The 16,821-nt window shown below is 43.0% G+C and carries 13 protein-coding genes and 2 pseudogenes; 14 read left to right on the forward strand and 1 reads right to left on the reverse strand.

Translation table 11 applies throughout. The features are described from left to right. From F967_RS13550 to F967_RS03535, 14 genes and pseudogenes are all read left to right on the forward strand, one after another. On the forward strand, positions 1 to 225 hold a 225-nt coding region (locus F967_RS13550), incomplete at its 5' end, for a zinc ribbon domain-containing protein (RefSeq protein ID WP_081399067.1). A gap of 23 nt (positions 226 to 248) precedes the next feature. Beyond that, positions 249 to 455: pseudogene (locus tag F967_RS03480) on the forward strand (DUF1016 N-terminal domain-containing protein); the annotation flags it as partial. Between the two features lie 89 nt (positions 456 to 544). Further along, positions 545 to 1,891, forward strand: coding sequence for a restriction endonuclease subunit S (locus F967_RS03485; protein WP_004760780.1), 1,347 nt, complete (start codon positions 545 to 547; stop codon positions 1,889 to 1,891). A gap of 2 nt (positions 1,892 to 1,893) precedes the next feature. Beyond that, a complete protein-coding gene (locus F967_RS03490; protein ID WP_004760782.1) occupies positions 1,894 to 2,184 on the forward strand; it encodes a hypothetical protein in 291 nt (96 codons plus the stop codon). Positions 2,185 to 2,230: 46 nt separating this feature from the next. Then, entirely contained in the window at positions 2,231 to 3,238 is a 1,008-nt protein-coding gene (locus F967_RS03495) for a Fic family protein (RefSeq protein WP_004798229.1), read from the forward strand. Continuing rightward, complete coding sequence (locus F967_RS03500) at positions 3,235 to 6,354, forward strand: type I restriction endonuclease subunit R (RefSeq protein WP_004798233.1); 3,120 nt, start codon at positions 3,235 to 3,237, stop codon at positions 6,352 to 6,354. Before F967_RS03495 ends, F967_RS03500 begins: the two co-directional genes overlap by 4 nt. Positions 6,355 to 6,454: 100 nt before the next feature. After that, positions 6,455 to 6,683, forward strand: a pseudogene (locus tag F967_RS14705) (Fic family protein); the annotation flags it as partial. 160 nt (positions 6,684 to 6,843) lie between these two features. Next, positions 6,844 to 8,436, forward strand: coding sequence for a peptide chain release factor 3 (locus F967_RS03505; protein ID WP_004681760.1), 1,593 nt, complete (start codon positions 6,844 to 6,846; stop codon positions 8,434 to 8,436). A 69-nt stretch (positions 8,437 to 8,505) separates the two neighbouring features. Beyond that, positions 8,506 to 9,333 carry a hypothetical protein gene (locus F967_RS03510; protein WP_034431027.1) on the forward strand — a complete coding sequence of 276 codons (828 nt, stop codon included), beginning with the start codon at positions 8,506 to 8,508 and terminating at the stop codon, positions 9,331 to 9,333. A gap of 105 nt (positions 9,334 to 9,438) precedes the next feature. Further along, a complete protein-coding gene (locus F967_RS03515) occupies positions 9,439 to 10,344 on the forward strand; it encodes an RsiV family protein (protein WP_004798237.1) in 906 nt (301 codons plus the stop codon). A 36-nt stretch (positions 10,345 to 10,380) separates the two neighbouring features. Then, positions 10,381 to 11,193: a TatD family hydrolase gene (locus tag F967_RS03520; protein ID WP_034431175.1), complete on the forward strand. Its 813-nt coding sequence runs from the start codon at positions 10,381 to 10,383 to the stop codon at positions 11,191 to 11,193. 123 nt (positions 11,194 to 11,316) lie between these two features. Beyond that, the gene (gene acnA / locus F967_RS03525; protein ID WP_004760789.1) at positions 11,317 to 14,073 is read left to right on the forward strand and encodes an aconitate hydratase AcnA; all 2,757 of its coding nucleotides are present in this window, start codon (positions 11,317 to 11,319) and stop codon (positions 14,071 to 14,073) included. Positions 14,074 to 14,186: 113 nt separating this feature from the next. Continuing rightward, positions 14,187 to 15,374 (forward strand): MFS transporter, encoded by a 1,188-nt coding sequence (locus F967_RS03530; protein ID WP_004760791.1) that lies wholly within the window; start codon positions 14,187 to 14,189, stop codon positions 15,372 to 15,374. A gap of 61 nt (positions 15,375 to 15,435) precedes the next feature. Next, positions 15,436 to 16,197 (forward strand): tRNA threonylcarbamoyladenosine dehydratase, encoded by a 762-nt coding sequence (locus F967_RS03535; protein WP_004798240.1) that lies wholly within the window; start codon positions 15,436 to 15,438, stop codon positions 16,195 to 16,197. 13 nt (positions 16,198 to 16,210) lie between these two features. Here F967_RS03535 and F967_RS03540 read toward each other — a convergent pair whose 3' ends face one another. Further along, positions 16,211 to 16,690: a CHAP domain-containing protein gene (locus F967_RS03540; protein ID WP_004760795.1), complete on the reverse strand. Its 480-nt coding sequence runs from the start codon at positions 16,688 to 16,690 to the stop codon at positions 16,211 to 16,213. Positions 16,691 to 16,821: the final 131 nt, after the last annotated feature.

The following is a 16,821-nucleotide window of genomic DNA, read 5'->3' on the forward strand; positions in this document are numbered from 1 at the left end:
GAGAACGCAGGGGTATGGTATGAAGAAGTCAATGAAGCGTATACCACCCAAACGTGTTCGTGCTGTGGCTCACGCTGTAGTAGTCCGAAAGGTAGAGCAGGCTTAGGAATAAGAGAATGGCAGTGTATGGAGTGCGGTACGCTCCATGATCGGGATGTAAATTCCGCACTGAATATTCTTGCGCTCGGACATGAGCGTCTAGTAGTAGGAATCCCCGTCCTTTAGGTCGGGGAGGATGTCAATGGCAGTTGGGTGAGCAGATTGTAGAGCAGCAGCAAAACTACGCATGGGGCGATGGGTTCTTAAAGCAACTTAGCCATGATTTGATGATGGAATTTCCTGAGATGAAAGGATTTTCTAAACGAAATTTGGAATATATCAGGCGTTGGTATTTGTTTTGGTCGAAAGATATGTCAATTGCGCAACAGGTTGTTGCGCAACTAGGGCAAATTCCTTGGGGGCAACTAAAAGATGCTAGCTGGCTTGAGCGTGTAGGTGGAACTCGCGGCTATTGGATGGTTAAAAAAGAATTTGGGGGTGAGGTGTGAGTTTTTATGTACTTTTAAAGGAAATAGCAGAAATTGAAATGGGACAATCCCCTACAAGTAATAACGTGAATAGTAATAGAATTGGTTTACCTTTGTTAAATGGACCGACAGAATTTACATCTAGGTATCCTATTCCTATTCAATTTACAGAATCTGCAAAAAAAATATCCCAAAAGGGTGATATATTATTTTGTGTTCGTGGTTCAACTACTGGTCGAATGAATTATGCAGATAGACCTTATGCGATTGGTCGAGGTTTAGCAGCAATTCGTGGGAAAAATGGTTATCCAACTTCTTATATCAGGGTAATTGTTGAGCAAAATTTAGCTAAACTTTTAGCTGCTGCAACTGGTTCAACTTTTCCTAATGTTGGACGAGATTTGCTATTAAATTTTAAGGTACAAGTTCTATCTAAAAATGAAGCACAATATATAAGTAATATCGTGGATTTAATTGATAATAAAATCCATCTCAATAATCAAATCAACCAAACTTTAGAATCTATCGCTCAAGCCATTTTTAAATGCTGGTTTATCGACTTTGAACCTGTACGTGCCAAAATTGCAGCGAAGCAAGAGGGTAAAGACCCTGAACTTGCTGCTATGTGTGCGATTAGCGGTAAAAGTGAAGTTGAGCTTAAGCAAATGGCATCGGATGATTTTGCAGAATTGCAAGCCACTGCTGTACTGTTTCCTGATGAGTTGGTTGAGAGTGAGTTGGGGGAAGTGCCGAGGGGGTGGGAGGTTGGTTGCATTGGAGATGAGGTTAATACGGTTTCAAAAACTTACCCGTTAAAACAAGTTGAAGAAGTAATATTTTTAAATACGGGTGATATTCTTGAAGGAAAGTTTTTGCATGCGAATAAATCACGCACGGAAAGTTTGCCTGGACAGGCTAAAAAATCTATTCAAAAAGATGACATTTTATACAGTGAAATAAGACCTCAGAATAAACGTTTTGCTTATGTTTATTTTGATGCAGAAGATTATGTTGTATCAACTAAGCTAATGGTATTAAGGAAAAAATCAACGATACCATCTCACTTTGTGTATTTTATTCTTTCTAGACAAAGTACAATTGATTTTTTACAAGTAATGGCAGAGTCACGGTCGGGGACTTTTCCACAAATTACTTTTGATGTGTTGTCAAAAGTAGAATATTTGAAACCAAATAACAATGCTTTAATTGATATATTTACGCGAAAAGTTTTGAGTCCTTTTTTTGATAAAAAAGTGATGAATGAGACTGAAAATAATAAATTGATCGGAGTTAGGGATAATTTATTACCTAAATTATTGTCGGGTGAAATGGATGTGTCGGATTTGCAGAGTGAGGGGGATTAATTATGAATATAATATTCAGATTCCTACTCACTTTAAATTCGACATCATTATTGTTGATAATTTTTCTGATTAAAGAAAAGTATGTTTTGTGGCAAGGAGTGTCTGAATATTTATCATATATTGTATATGTTATTTCACCAATTTTGATGACATATCTTAGTATCCTTTTATCACCAGTTGAAGTTCCTGAAATGCAATTGGCTGCTAAAAGAATTATTGAAAGATTGAGATGTGATGCTGAACAATTTCAAGGCTTATTAATTAGTGTTGGGGAGCAAGAGACTATACTGTGAACGGAAACTCAACCCAAAACCTTTATATAACCTTAAAGGACTAATCATGCCATACCAACCGCCCTATACGTTAACCACACCAATTTTAAATGAAGTTGCTTATATTAGTGAACAAATCGGGCGGATAACGGCACAAACCCAACAACAGGATTTACGATTAAGACGAATTAACCGTATTCGTACCATTACGGGTTCACTTGCGATTGAGGGAAACACTTTAGACGAAGCACAAATCACAGCAATTTCAGATGGTAAACGAGTGCTTGCGCCACCAAGAGAAATACAGGAAGCCCATAACGCCTTACAAACTTACGAGCAGTTGCCGAACTGGAAAAGTGATACTGAACACGATTTATTACAGGCACATCACACCTTAATGATAGGATTAATCACCGAAGTTGGACAATATCGACAAGGCGGTGTTGGGGTGATGTCAGGCGAACAAGTGATTCATATTGCACCACCTGCATCTCAAGTGCCACGTCTAATGAATGATTTATTACATTGGTTGAAACATAGTCCCGATCATCCATTAATTAAAAGCTGTGTATTCCATTATGAATTTGAATTTATTCACCCTTTTGCCGATGGTAATGGGCGTATGGGGCGATTATGGCAAACGCTGATTTTGTCGGAATGGCAGCCGATTTTCCGTTATATCCCTGTGGAAAGCCTGATTCATCAACATCAACAGCAGTATTATCAAGCCATTCAAGAGAGTACACAGCAAACAGATATTGCCCCATTTATCCAGTTTATGTTATCCATGATTCAACAGGCGGTTTATCATCAGGTTAGCCCCCAAGTCACACCTCAAGTCAGCCCCCAAGTCGAGGCTTTATTACAGTGTATGATTGGGGAAATGAGTCGAGAGCAAATTCAGCAAAAATTAGATTTAAAAGATAGAAAGTCATTTAAGAATAGATATTTACAACCTGCATTACAGGCTGGTTTAATAGAAATGACTATTCCAGAGAAACCCAATAGCCGTTTGCAACAATATCGTTTAACTGCGCAAGGTAAAATGTTACAGGTACAAGGACTGAACCCATGAACGAAACCCAACTCGAAAACCTCTGCTTAGACTGGTTCGCTGAAAATGGCTGGGAAGTCGTTCATGGTGTCGATATTGCACCTGACAGTAACAATTCTTTGCGCAAAGACTATAAACAGATTTTAATTGAAGCAGATTTACAAACTGCATTTGAACGCTTAAATCCACATTTGCCAGTGAGCTGTTTTGAGCAGGTTTTACAGAAACTCAGTAAGCCTGAAAGTCTGGATTTAATCACCAATAACCGTGCTTTTCACCACATGTTACTGGAAGGTGTACCCGTCAGTTATAAAAAAGAAGATGATTGGGTGAATGATCATGCGTTTTTGGTTGATTTTAACCATGTTCAGCAAAACCGTTTTGTTGCCATTAATCAATTTACCATCCAAGGTACAAAGCAGCCAAGACGGCCTGACATTATCTGCTTTATTAATGGCATACCTTTCGCTGTACTAGAACTAAAAAGCCCCACCGATGAAAATGCAGATATTTGGGATGCGTTTAATCAACTACAAACCTATAAAGAAGAAGTTTCTGATCTGTTTGTATTTAATGAAGCATTGGTGGTAAGTGATGGCATTACAGCTCGGGTCGGTTCATTAACAGCAAGTCAAGAACGTTTCTTGCCGTGGCGTACCATTAAAAATGAAGATGATAAGCCGCAGTTGGAGTGGGAGCTTGAAACCGTTATTCGAGGCTTTTTTGATCGTGGGTTATTCCTCGATTACATCCGTTTCTTTGTGCTATTTGAAACTGATGGTGGATCTCAACAAGCCGCAGGCGCTACCATTAAAAAAATTGCGGGTTATCACCAGTTCCATGCAGTGCGTGAAGCTGTTCAGTCGACTATTGCCGCAGCTAATCCTACAGGGGATAAAAAAGCAGGGGTGGTTTGGCATACCCAAGGTTCAGGCAAAAGTATCTCGATGTGTTGCTATGCAGGTAAGCTGCTTCAACAACCAGCTATGCAGAATCCTACTTTATTGATTGTGACTGATCGTAATGACCTGGATGGACAACTATTTGAAACCTTTAGTCAGGCACAGGAATTATTAAAACAAACGCCAGTACAAGCCAATAACCGTGATGAGCTAAGACAGCTTTTGGCTGAACGTGAATCAGGCGGAATTATTTTTACCACGGTACAAAAGTTTGCTTTGCTCGATGGTGAAGCTGAGCATCCATTGCTGAATGGTCGGCACAATATTGTGGTGATGTCTGATGAAGCGCACCGTAGCCAATATGGACTCAAAGCCAAACTGTCTAATGATGGGACTTATAAATTTGGCTATGCCAAGCACATGCGTGATGCTTTAAAGAATGCAGCTTTTATTGGTTTTACGGGTACGCCAATTTCCAGTGAAGACAAAGACACCCGAGCTGTCTTTGGTGATTATGTTTCGATTTATGATATTCAAGATGCGGTAGAGGACGGTGCAACTGTGCCGATCTATTATGAATCTCGCTTGGCAAAATTGGATATTAATAAGGCTGAAATCGAGGAACTCTCTGATCAAGTTGATGAAGTGGTAGAAGATGAGGAAGATGTCGGTAGTCGTGAAAAGACCAAAGGGGAATGGAGTCGATTAGAGAAGTTGGTTGGTGCGACCTCGCGCCTGAAACAGGTTGCTGCGGATTTGGTGACGCACTTTGAAGCCCGTACTGAAGCCACAGCAGGCAAAGGTATGATTGTGACCATGAGCCGTGAAATCTGCGTGCATTTGTATAATGAAATTATTGCTCTGCGCCCAGATTGGCATGATGATGACCCGAAAAAAGGAAAAATTAAAATTGTGATGACGGGTTCAGCATCGGATAAGCCATTGCTACAGCCCCATATTTACAATAAGCAAGTGAAGAAAAGCTTAGAGAAACGTTTTAAGGATGTGAATGACCCTTTGCAGTTAGTGATTGTGCGTGATATGTGGCTGACAGGTTTTGATGCACCCTGTACCCATACCATGTATATCGACAAACCAATGAAAGGTCATAACCTCATGCAGGCCATTGCACGAGTCAACCGTGTCTTTAAAGACAAGCAAGGTGGTTTGGTTGTTGATTATATTGGGATTGCCAATGAGTTAAAGCAGGCATTAAAAACCTATACCGATGCAAAGGGTAAAGGTGAACCGACTTTACGTGCGGAAGAAGCCTATGCCGTGCTTGCTGAGAAAATGGATGCCATTCGTGGGATGTTTGCCAAGACCAATGACCAAGCTGGGTTGGATTTAAGCAGTTATGAAACACAAGCACATCGACTGATTATTCCAGCAGCCAACTATGTGCTGAGTTTGAAAGATGGCAAAAAACGCTTCTTGGATTTAGTACTTACAGTCAATAAAGCCTTTTCATTGTGTGGTACTTTGGATGAAGCCAAGACATTACATAAGGAAATTGCATTTTATTCAGCCATTAAGGCCGTGATCAGTAAACATACTTCTGTGGATCGTAAATTATCGCAAGCAGAAAAGGATAGTACGCTTAAACAAATTTTGGATAATGCTGTCCTTGCTGATGGTGTAGCAGATGTATTTGCACTTTGTGGTTTAGATAAACCTAATATTGGCTTACTGTCGGATGAGTTTTTAGAAGATGTTCGGCAGATGCCATATCGTAACTTGGCTGTCGAATTATTAGAAAAATTATTGAATGATGGTATCAAGGCAAAAACGCGTAATAACCTTGTGCAGGAGAAACGCTTCTCTGACCGTTTGCAGGAAACTCTAAGGAAATATAATAACCGTGCGATTGAAACCTCTCAAGTCATTGAAGAACTGATACAAATGGCGAAAGACTTTCAAGCTGAAATGGAACGTGAAGCGTCGCTAGGTTTGAACCCTGATGAAATCGCTTTCTATGATGCTTTAGCAAATAATGAAAGTGCGGTGCGTGAATTGGGTGATGATACGCTCAAGCAAATTGCCCGAGAGATTACCGAGAAGTTGCGCAAATCAACGACTGTGGATTGGCAAGTTCGAGATAGTGTACGTGCCCAGCTTAAAATCTTGGTACGTCGTACTTTACAGCGATGGAAGTATCCACCAGATAAAGCGGCAGAGGCGATTGAGTTAGTCATGAAGCAGGCTGAAATGTTATCTAATGCTTGGACAAGTTGATATAAGGTTAAGGATTAGGTTGTTCTGCTCCTTATTAAGGGCTTGGATTGAAAAATAATTTTTGATGTCATTTTAGAATTCATCAGCAACCGATCAAGTCACCGTACATGATACCGATCAAGCTACCGTACAAGCTGGTGATCATGTTCAATGCTTTGTTTCAGTTATGGGGCAAGAAGAGTATAGTTTGATAGAAGTAATGTCTTTACTGGGCTTATCCCACTATCCAACAGGATTACCTTAATCCAGCAATAGGGGCAGGACTGGTTGAACGTACAATTTCAGACAAACCAAAAAGTCCAAAGCAAAGATATAGATTGAGTGTATAAAACTAGATGGCTCAAACCCATATGAGCGACTGGATGACCCACTATGCCTATATAACTCTAAATCTGCTACAATTACGCCAATTTTGAATTCCCACTTTTTCAGTTTTAGTACATATTTAGAAATGTGTACATAACTGTGTACATATTGTAGATTTTTCTCATGAGTTTTAAAGATGAACTAGCGGCACAGGTTGCCCAGCGACGCACCTTTGCGATTATTTCCCACCCCGATGCGGGTAAGACGACCATGACCGAGAAACTGCTGTTATGGGGTAAGGCCATTCAGGTTGCGGGAATGGTGAAAAGCCGTAAGTCTGACCGTTCCGCAACATCCGACTGGATGGAAATGGAAAAGGAACGTGGTATTTCGATTACCACCTCGGTGATGCAGTTTCCCTATAAAAAGCACACCATCAACCTGCTGGATACCCCAGGACACGAAGACTTCTCGGAAGATACCTACCGTACCTTAACTGCCGTGGATTCTGCCTTAATGGTGATTGATGGTGCAAAAGGGGTTGAGGAACGTACCATTAAACTGATGGAAGTGTGTCGCATGCGTGACACACCCATCATTTCATTCGTCAACAAAATGGACCGTGAAATCCGTGAGCCTTTAGAGCTGTTGGATGAAATTGAAAACGTTCTCAAAATCAAATGTGTGCCGATCACTTGGCCGCTTGGTACAGGTCGTGACTTCGCTGGGGTGTTTAACCTGATCGAAGAAAAGTTTTATGTGTATAAAGCAGGTTTTGGTTCAACCATTACTGATATTGAAGTGCGTGATGGTTATGACCATGCGGATATTCGTGAAAAAGTCGGCGAATTGGCCTGGGCCTCTTTTGAGGAGTCACTTGAGCTGGTACAGATGGCAAATGAACCATTAGATCGCGAGCTGTTTCTGCAAGGCAAGCAAACCCCTGTGCTGTTCGGTACGGCATTGGGTAACTTTGCGGTTGACCATGTGCTGGATGCCTTTATCAACTGGGCACCAGAACCTAAGGCGCATCCAACTCAGGAACGTACTGTCGATGCCAATGAAGAGGGTTTTACGGGCTTCGTGTTTAAAATTCAGGCCAACATGGACCCGAAACACCGTGACCGTATTGCCTTTATGCGTATTTGCTCAGGTAAATATGAAAAAGGCTTGAAAATGAATCATGTGCGTATCGGTAAAGATGTGCGTATCAGTGATGCCCTGACATTCCTGGCGGGTGAGCGTGAGCATTTGGAAGAAGCCTGGCCTGGGGACATTATTGGTCTACATAACCACGGCACGATTCAGATTGGCGATACCTTTACCAGTGGTGAAAACCTGCATTTTACGGGGATTCCACACTTCGCCCCTGAAATGTTCCGCCGTGTGCGTTTACGTGATCCGTTAAAGTCCAAGCAATTGCAGAAAGGCCTGAAAGAGCTGTCGGAAGAGGGTGCAACACAGGTGTTTATGCCACAAATCAACAATGACCTGATTGTGGGTGCGGTGGGTGTGTTACAGTTTGATGTGGTTGCGTATCGTCTAAAAGAAGAATATAAGGTGGACTGTATTTATGAGCCTGTAAATGTACATACCGTGCGATGGATTCATTGTGATGATGAAAAGATTCTGAATGAATTTAAGAAAAAAGCCCATGATCAACTCTCGGTTGATGGTGGTGGGCACCTTACTTATTTGGCGCCAAGCCGTGTCAACTTGCAGTTGATGCAGGAACGTTGGCCAGATATTCAGTTCCGTAACACACGGGAACACTAAAATATATAAAAACAGCTTCTAATTAGAGGCTGTTTTTAATTGAACAAACTAAAAATAAGGGATGGTGAGATGCACACTTTAAAACCACTTTTTGCTGTCAGTTTAATGATTGGAATGATGGCTTTAACGGCATGTGATCATCCAAAGAAAAATGAAACTGATTCAGCACAGGCAACTGAACAGCATACTGCAGCAGTTGAGAAAGCTGAGGTTTTACCCTATCTCAATATGCAGGAGGTCAAGGCGGATTATGCCTTGCCATTTTGTGAAAAGAAAAATTGTATTGATGTCGATATTCAAACCATTAAGACTCAGGATCAATGGTTGAACGCATGGATTGCAAAAAATCAGGCCAACGTGATCCAGCAACAGATTGAGCAGAATAAAAATCTGACCCTGCAACAAGCTATCAACGCCTATGTGAAAAAGTCAGATGAATGGCAGGATAAATATTCAAAAAACAAGGCCTACGAGCTGCATTTGAATACCCGTATTGCATCACAGCGAAATCAGTATGTGTTGCTGCAAGTGGGGGTAAATGCCCAGCAAGAAGATATTGCGGTCAAGGACCGTTTCTATTTCTTTGTTGCAGACCGTAAACTACAAAAAAGCCTCAGCGTGTTGGATGTGATTCAGAAAAATCAGCAAAATGCACTGAATGACATTATTCAGGCGCACTATCAACAATGGATTGAAAAACAATCCCCAGAAGTCAAAAAACAGGTGCCGAAAAAACTGTATTGGGGACAGGCCGACTGGTTCTTCGATGGTGAGGGCATTGGTGTGCATTACCGTGCCAATGAAATTAGTAAGGATGCACCACAACTGGATATTTATTTAAGCACCGAACAGAGTAAACAGATGCTACAGCCTGATATTTATCAACAAATGTTCTAATCTTTGTAACAAGCGTATAGGAATTGCATGTATCACTAGCGGTTTGCGGTGAAGTCCGCTAGCATTTAAAAATCTTGTGTAATCACAATGCTTGCAGGTTCTTCGATGAAAACATTTTATAAATCTAGCGTTCTGGCGTGTGCAATTCTACTTGCCGCATGCCAGCCAAAATCAGAACCTAAGCAGCCAGAGGACAACCCACAAGAGCAGCCTGTTGTGCAGACACAGACTGAGCCGACCTTGCGTGGTGAAACGGTCAAGGTGCAGGTAAGTTTGCCTGAGTGTAAGGGCAATACCTGTCCAGATTTTAGCGTTGAACGCTTGCAGAGTAACTTTCCGTTTATTGATCAGTTACTTGATCAGGAAATACTGAACCAACTCAGTAAGATGCTTGAAATTGTCGATCAGGATACCGCCGCCTCTAGCGTACAGACCGCTGAGCAAAAGCAAAATCTGGACGCGCAGGCCCAGTTGTATGCCAATTTATTTATCAAGATTGATGAAGAACTGAAAGCATTGAGCAGCAGTCATCAAATCAGTTTGATGATTAAACCAAAGATTTTACAGTCTAAGGGCACACTGGCAACGGTTGTACTGAATAGCAGCAGTTATTTAGGTGGTGCACATGGCTCAACCTCGCAACGTTACTACAATTTTGACCTGATCAATCAAAAACAGGTGCAATTGAACGACCTGCTCTTGCCAAAACAAAAGGCAACGTTGGACAAGCTGGCGCATGATGCATTCAAGGTCTGGATTGTAGACACCAAACTTGCCAATAACCCTGAAGAATATGAGCAGGCCTGGCCGTTTAAGGTCACTGACAACTTCCTGTTGGGAGAGCAGGGCTTAATTCTGCAATATGCTGAATATGAAATTGGTCCTTATGTGGTCGGTCTGCCACGTCTGGTGATTCCATTTAACAAATTACAGGGTGTGTTAAAACCTGAATATTTGCCAAAGGTGGAAGCACTAGCAGCATCTACGCCTGTGGCAAATAAATCTCCTTAAATCCCTCTTTTATAAAGTGGGATTTTTAATAAAATGATGCAACTATTTGATACCCATACCCATTTTGATGTTGCCGATTTTGACCATGATCGGCAACATTTGGCTGTACAGGCGAAACAGGTTGGGGTAGAGGCTTTGGTTCTCATCGGTTTTATTGAATCCCGCTTTGATGAACTCATTCAGACCCACCAACAGTTACAAGACTGGGAAAATGTCCCGCAATCCTATCTCGCACCTGGTTTACATCCTTTTTATATTGAGCAACATCAACAGGCACATCTACAACGACTGGAGCAGGTGTTAAAGCAGCATGATTGTGTGGCCGTGGGCGAGATTGGGTTGGATACCTTTTTAAAGCAACATAAACGGCCAGACGCATTTGCCAAACAACAGCATTATTTTAATGCCCAACTTGAATTGGCAACGCATTATCAAAAACCTGTACTACTGCATATTCGTAAGGCCCATGCCGAAGCGCTTGCCATTTTAAAGGCGCAGAAATTCAAGCTTGGTGGTATTGCGCATGCCTTTAGTGGTGGTGTGGAGGAAGCTAAAGCCTTAGTCAAACTGGGTTTTAAAATCGGTGTGACGGGGCAAATCACCAATCCAAATGCCAAAAAGTTGCATCAGGTGGTACAGGCGATTGGCGCTGAACGTCTGGTGATTGAAACCGATTGCCCTGATATGACACCTTTATGTTGCCAGACCTCAACTGAGCACCGTACGAGAAATACGCCTGTGAATCTGCCTTATATTTTAGACAGTTTGGCGCAAACCCTTGGGCAACCACAAGACCAGCTTGCCGAGCAATTATGGCAAAACTCATTGGCAGCCTTGCATTTACAATAATAACAATAATCCCATTAAAAATAAGATAACTAAAAGGGAACACATCATTTCCTAAACTGGCTTAGAATGAATAAAGCACTTCATAACAAACAAATGAAATCGCCAAACTGGGAGGGTAACCCGATGGCCAGATATAGCAAAATCAATAGCTTTAATTCATTACAAACACTCAGTGTCGGTTCAAGGCAATATCAAATTTTTAGCTTGGCTCAGGCAGCACAGCGTCTGGGTAATATTGATCAGCTCCCAAAATCATTAAAAGTTTTACTGGAAAATTTACTGCGCTTTGAAGATCAAAAAAGTGTAAAAGTTGAGCATATTCAGGCCTTGGTGGACTGGCAAAAAACCAGAAGTTCGGATCAGGAAATTCAATACCGCCCAGCCCGAGTGTTGATGCAGGATTTTACAGGTGTACCTGCGGTGGTTGACCTTGCCGCCATGCGTGCGGCCATGGCACAGGCAGGTGGTGACCCAAACCGTATCAATCCACTGTCTCCCGTGGATTTGGTGATTGACCATTCCGTCATGGTGGACCATTTTGCTAACCAGAATGCCTTTGCCGAAAATGTTGAAATTGAAATGCAGCGTAATGGTGAGCGTTACCAGTTTCTGCGCTGGGGCCAGTCTGCCTTTAATAACTTTAGTGTAGTGCCGCCTGGGACAGGAATTTGCCATCAGGTCAATCTGGAATATCTGGCCCAAGCGGTCTGGCTTGGGGAAGATGAGGGTCTGACTTTTGCCTTTCCAGACACCTTGGTGGGAACAGATTCACATACCACCATGATCAATGGATTGGGTGTGTTGGGTTGGGGTGTTGGTGGTATTGAGGCAGAAGCGGCCATGCTGGGACAGCCTGTCTCCATGCTGATTCCTGAAGTGATTGGCTTTAAGCTGACTGGAAAGTTAAGTGAGGGAATCACCGCCACCGATCTGGTTCTGACCATTACCCAGATGTTGCGCCAAAAGGGTGTTGTGGGTAAGTTTGTTGAATTTTATGGAGATGGCTTGGCGGATTTGCCGTTGGCTGATCGCGCCACCATTGCCAATATGGCACCTGAATATGGCGCGACCTGTGGTTTCTTCCCGATTGATGACGTGACTTTGGGCTATTTGGCCCTGACAGGCCGTCAAGAGGACCGTATTGATCTGGTGGAGGCTTATAGTAAAGCACAGGGTTTATGGCGCAATGTGGGTGATGAACCAATTTTTACTGATGTACTGAGTCTGGATATGGGAACGGTTGAGGCCAGTCTGGCTGGACCAAAACGTCCACAGGATCGGGTGCTGCTTTCAGATGTACCCAAAACCTTTAATACCTTGATGGAACTGACCCTAAAACCTGCCAAGGAAGCAAAGGAACGTTTGGAAAATGAGGGTGGCGGTGGCACTGCCGTGGAAGCCAAAGCCGCAAACCTGCCCCATGAAAATCCATCCTGTACGCTGGATGGACAAAGCTATCCTCTAAATCATGGTGATGTGGTGATTTCAGCCATTACTTCATGTACCAATACATCTAACCCGAGTGTGATGCTGGCTGCGGGCCTGCTTGCCAAGAAAGCCATTGAAAAAGGTTTGCAGCGTAAGCCGTGGGTGAAAAGTTCCCTCGCCCCTGGTTCCAAAGTGGTGACAGACTATCTTGCTGCCGCAGGACTAACCCCTTATCTGGATCAACTGGGTTATAACCTTGTCGGGTATGGCTGTACCACCTGTATTGGTAACTCTGGACCCTTACCAGAACCGATTGAAGAAGCAGTCCAATGCCATGATTTAAATGTTGCATCTGTGCTTTCGGGGAACCGTAACTTTGAAGGCCGTGTCCATCCGCTGGTCAAAACCAATTGGCTTGCCTCACCGCCGTTGGTGGTTGCGTATGGTCTGGCAGGTAATATCCGTACCGATTTAACCACCCAGCCGATTGGTGTAGGCAAGGAGGGGCAGGAGGTCTATCTAAAAGATATTTGGCCGAGTCAGGCGGAAATTGATCAAGCCTTGCAGCAAGTGAATACTGCCATGTTTCATAAGGAATATGCAGCAGTATTTGATGGCGATGCGACATGGCAGGCAATTCAGATTCCGCAAAGTCAAACCTATGCATGGCAAAACAACTCGACCTATATTCGCCATCCACCATTTTTTGAGGAGATCAACCATCCGCCTAAAGCCATTACCAATATTGAGCAGGCGCGTATCCTGGCCGTGTTGGGAGATTCGGTCACCACAGACCATATTTCTCCAGCAGGGAATATTAAAAAGGACAGTCCAGCGGGGCGTTATTTGCAGGATCAGGGGGTGGAACCCAAAGATTTCAACTCTTATGGTTCTCGGCGCGGTAACCATGAAGTGATGATGCGTGGCACTTTTGCCAATATTCGCATTAAAAATGAAATGCTGGATGGAGAGGAGGGTGGCAACACCATTTACATCCCGACAGGTGAGAAACTGGCAATTTATGATGCTGCCATGCGTTATCAACAGCAAAAAGTTCCTTTGTTGATAGTGGCGGGCAAGGAATATGGAACGGGTTCATCACGGGACTGGGCCGCAAAGGGAACCAACCTACTGGGTATTAAGGCGGTGATTGCGGAAAGCTTTGAGCGGATTCACCGTTCCAATCTGGTGGGAATGGGCGTATTGCCCTTGCAGTTTATTGATGGGCAAACCCGACAGTCCCTGAACCTGACAGGTCGCGAAGTGCTATCCATTTATGGATTGTCAGATAATATCCAACCGCATCAAATCCTTGATATTGAGGTGGTACGTGAGGATGGTAGTCAGGAGCAGTTTAAGGTGTTATGCCGAATTGATACCCTGAATGAGGTGGAATACTTTAAGGCAGGTGGCATTTTACATTATGTACTGCGCAATCTGATTGCTGCATAAAGTGTTAGGACACCTCCTCAAGCAAAGATGAAAGCTGGTCTTTCATCTTTTTTATTTGAATTTCAAGCATTCAGCGTTAAGGTAGTCAGGCCCGATGAAACTGGATAAAGGCTTTGAATCAATTACCACGCTATGTTTATTATCTCTTGGCTGCACAGGCACTGAACTTAATTGCGGCGGTCTTATCGGTGACCGTGGCGGCGATTGTCGGCTTAAAGCTTGCACCTACGCAGGCCCTAGCCACAGTTCCTTATGGTTTGCAGTTTTTAGCGATGTTACTGACCACCTTTATTTTTTCTTTTCTAATGAAAAAGTTTGGACGTCATCTGGTGTTTCAATTTGGCTGCATCTGCCTATTCCTAGCGGGTGTTCTAGGCTATCTGGCATTACAGCAGCAACAGTTCTATCTATTGTGTCTCAGCCATTTTTCACTGGGTTTATTTATCTCGACTGCGAATTTTTATCGCTTTGCGGCCTCGGATCGTCTTGCAACAGAACTCATTCCGAAAGCAACAGCCATGGTGATCTCAGGTGGTGTGATTGCTGCAATGATTGCCCCCATATTGGCGATTCAGTTTCAGCAGGTGCAGGGTTTACCCGATTTCACTGCAATCTATTTCATTTTTAGTCTCTTGGCCTTGTTACTCTCTCCAATCCTGTATGGATGGAATAAAAAATTCCAACGTCAACAGACACAGCAGATAACGGTTGAACCAATTCAGCGCGCCAAATTGCCGAGCAGCTTGATTATCGCCGCCGTGATGAGCTGTGCGTTTGCCTACTATATTATGAATGTGATGATGATTATGTCTTCTTTGCATTTAAAGGAACATCATTCATTTCACTATGCCTCGATTTCCATTCAGTTGCATGTATTGGCAATGTTTATTCCGTCATTCTTTGTATCTAAACTGATTCGACGATGGGGCACACACACCACGATTTATGTGGGCTTTGCTTTGCTGATGTTATCGTCATTGATTCCAATGAGTGGACAGGTTGGAATTTATATTAATGTTGCGCTGATTATCCTCGGTGTGGGCTGGAATTTCGCTTATTCAGGTGCATCCACTTTATTGGCTGGTTTAAATGAGCAGCAAAAACATCGAGTACAAGGTATCAATGAGACAGGAATTGCCTTGTTTGCAACTTTAGGAGCGTTTTTACCTGCCCCAATTTTGAGTAGTCTGGGTTGGATCAATGCAAACCTTTTAGCCTTATCCATGAGCTTCATGGTTTTTATTCTGTTGCTGGTTTTAAGTCGCCAAGGTCAATCACCAAGGAAAGTTTCATCGGGCTAACCTAAAAGAAGCTAAACACGCTAAAATACTGCTTTGACTGAAAAGATAGACCACGACTGTTATGACCGATCTCCAAAATGATGAATATGACCGCCGTTTCGCTGGCGTAGCCAAAATTTATGGAGAAAATGCATTTGCACACTATGAGCAAAGCCATGTCATGGTGATTGGTATTGGCGGTGTGGGAAGCTGGGCGGTTGAGGCACTGGCACGTACAGGCATTGGTGAGCTGACGCTGGTGGATATGGATGTGGTTGCCGCATCCAACATCAACCGTCAACTGCCTGCAATGAGTTCAACACTGGGACAGGAAAAAATTGAGGTGATGGCGGAACGTTGCCGTCAAATCAATCCACGAATGAAAGTCAATGTGATTGATGACTATCTCACACCTGAGAATGTCAAAGAGATTCTGGATCCTGTCCCAACCATCGTTTTAGACTGTATTGATGATGTCAAAGCTAAGTTGGCTTTGATACTGCACTGCCGTTTTAACAAAATCCCGTTGATTGTGTCAGGTGGTGCAGGTGGAAAGCTCGATCCCCTCAAGATTCGGGTGGCGGACTTATCCAAAACAGAACAGGACCCAATGCTTGCCAAACTACGCACACAACTACGTTCCAAAGGCATTTGTAAAAAGCCGAAAGACAAGTTTGGAATTACCTGCATTTACTCCATCGACAATCCGTTTTCAAGCGCTGATGTTTGTGCAACTGCAGGTTTGCGCTGTGGTGGCTATGGATCGGCGGTGGTGGTGACTTCAAGCTTTGCAATGGTTGCGGTGGCTGAAGTCATGAAGAAGCTGGATAAAATCAGGGCTTAAACAGCCCAATAAATTAAGCCTGCGGATATTGTGGTGCCAGGCGGTAATAGCTGTAGGTGACATTGGGATCTTTGTACACGTCATAGCTGGTTTGTTTAAAATCAGAAACCCATTGCGAACCTGTAAAACCTGCAATATGTCCATAACGATGTTTTTTGGTGCGATGAATAATATAAATGTCACCTGGTTGTGGATTATTAAACTCAGGTGTGATTTTTTGATAACCAATCTGCTGCAAGGTACGGCCCCAGTCTGATGCAGCGACAGGATGCTGAACAATATTGGCGCCCGCAGATTGCAGGGCGATCCTAACGAATTTGGCGCACTGGGATGAGCTACGATAGGACGCACGCGTGGTTAACTTTTCAGAAAACTTGCTTACATCAATGGTTGGCGTTGATGGCAGCCTTGGAATCTCCCGATAAGGAATAACCAGTTGATGTGCTGGTGGATATATTATGCTGTGGTCAACTGAAGGTACATCATAAATCATTGTAAATCTCTACCGCATTTTCAAAAAAACTGAACGTGTGCCAGAATCCGTACGCGGCACATAGTAAGCGATAAATTTTAAAAAAACTAAAATGTAATGTAATAATATAACAATTTGGGGTTTTTATAATA

It is taken from the genome of Acinetobacter sp. CIP 102637 (genome assembly GCF_000368425.1).
GTDB classification, from domain to species: domain Bacteria; phylum Pseudomonadota; class Gammaproteobacteria; order Pseudomonadales; family Moraxellaceae; genus Acinetobacter; species Acinetobacter parvus.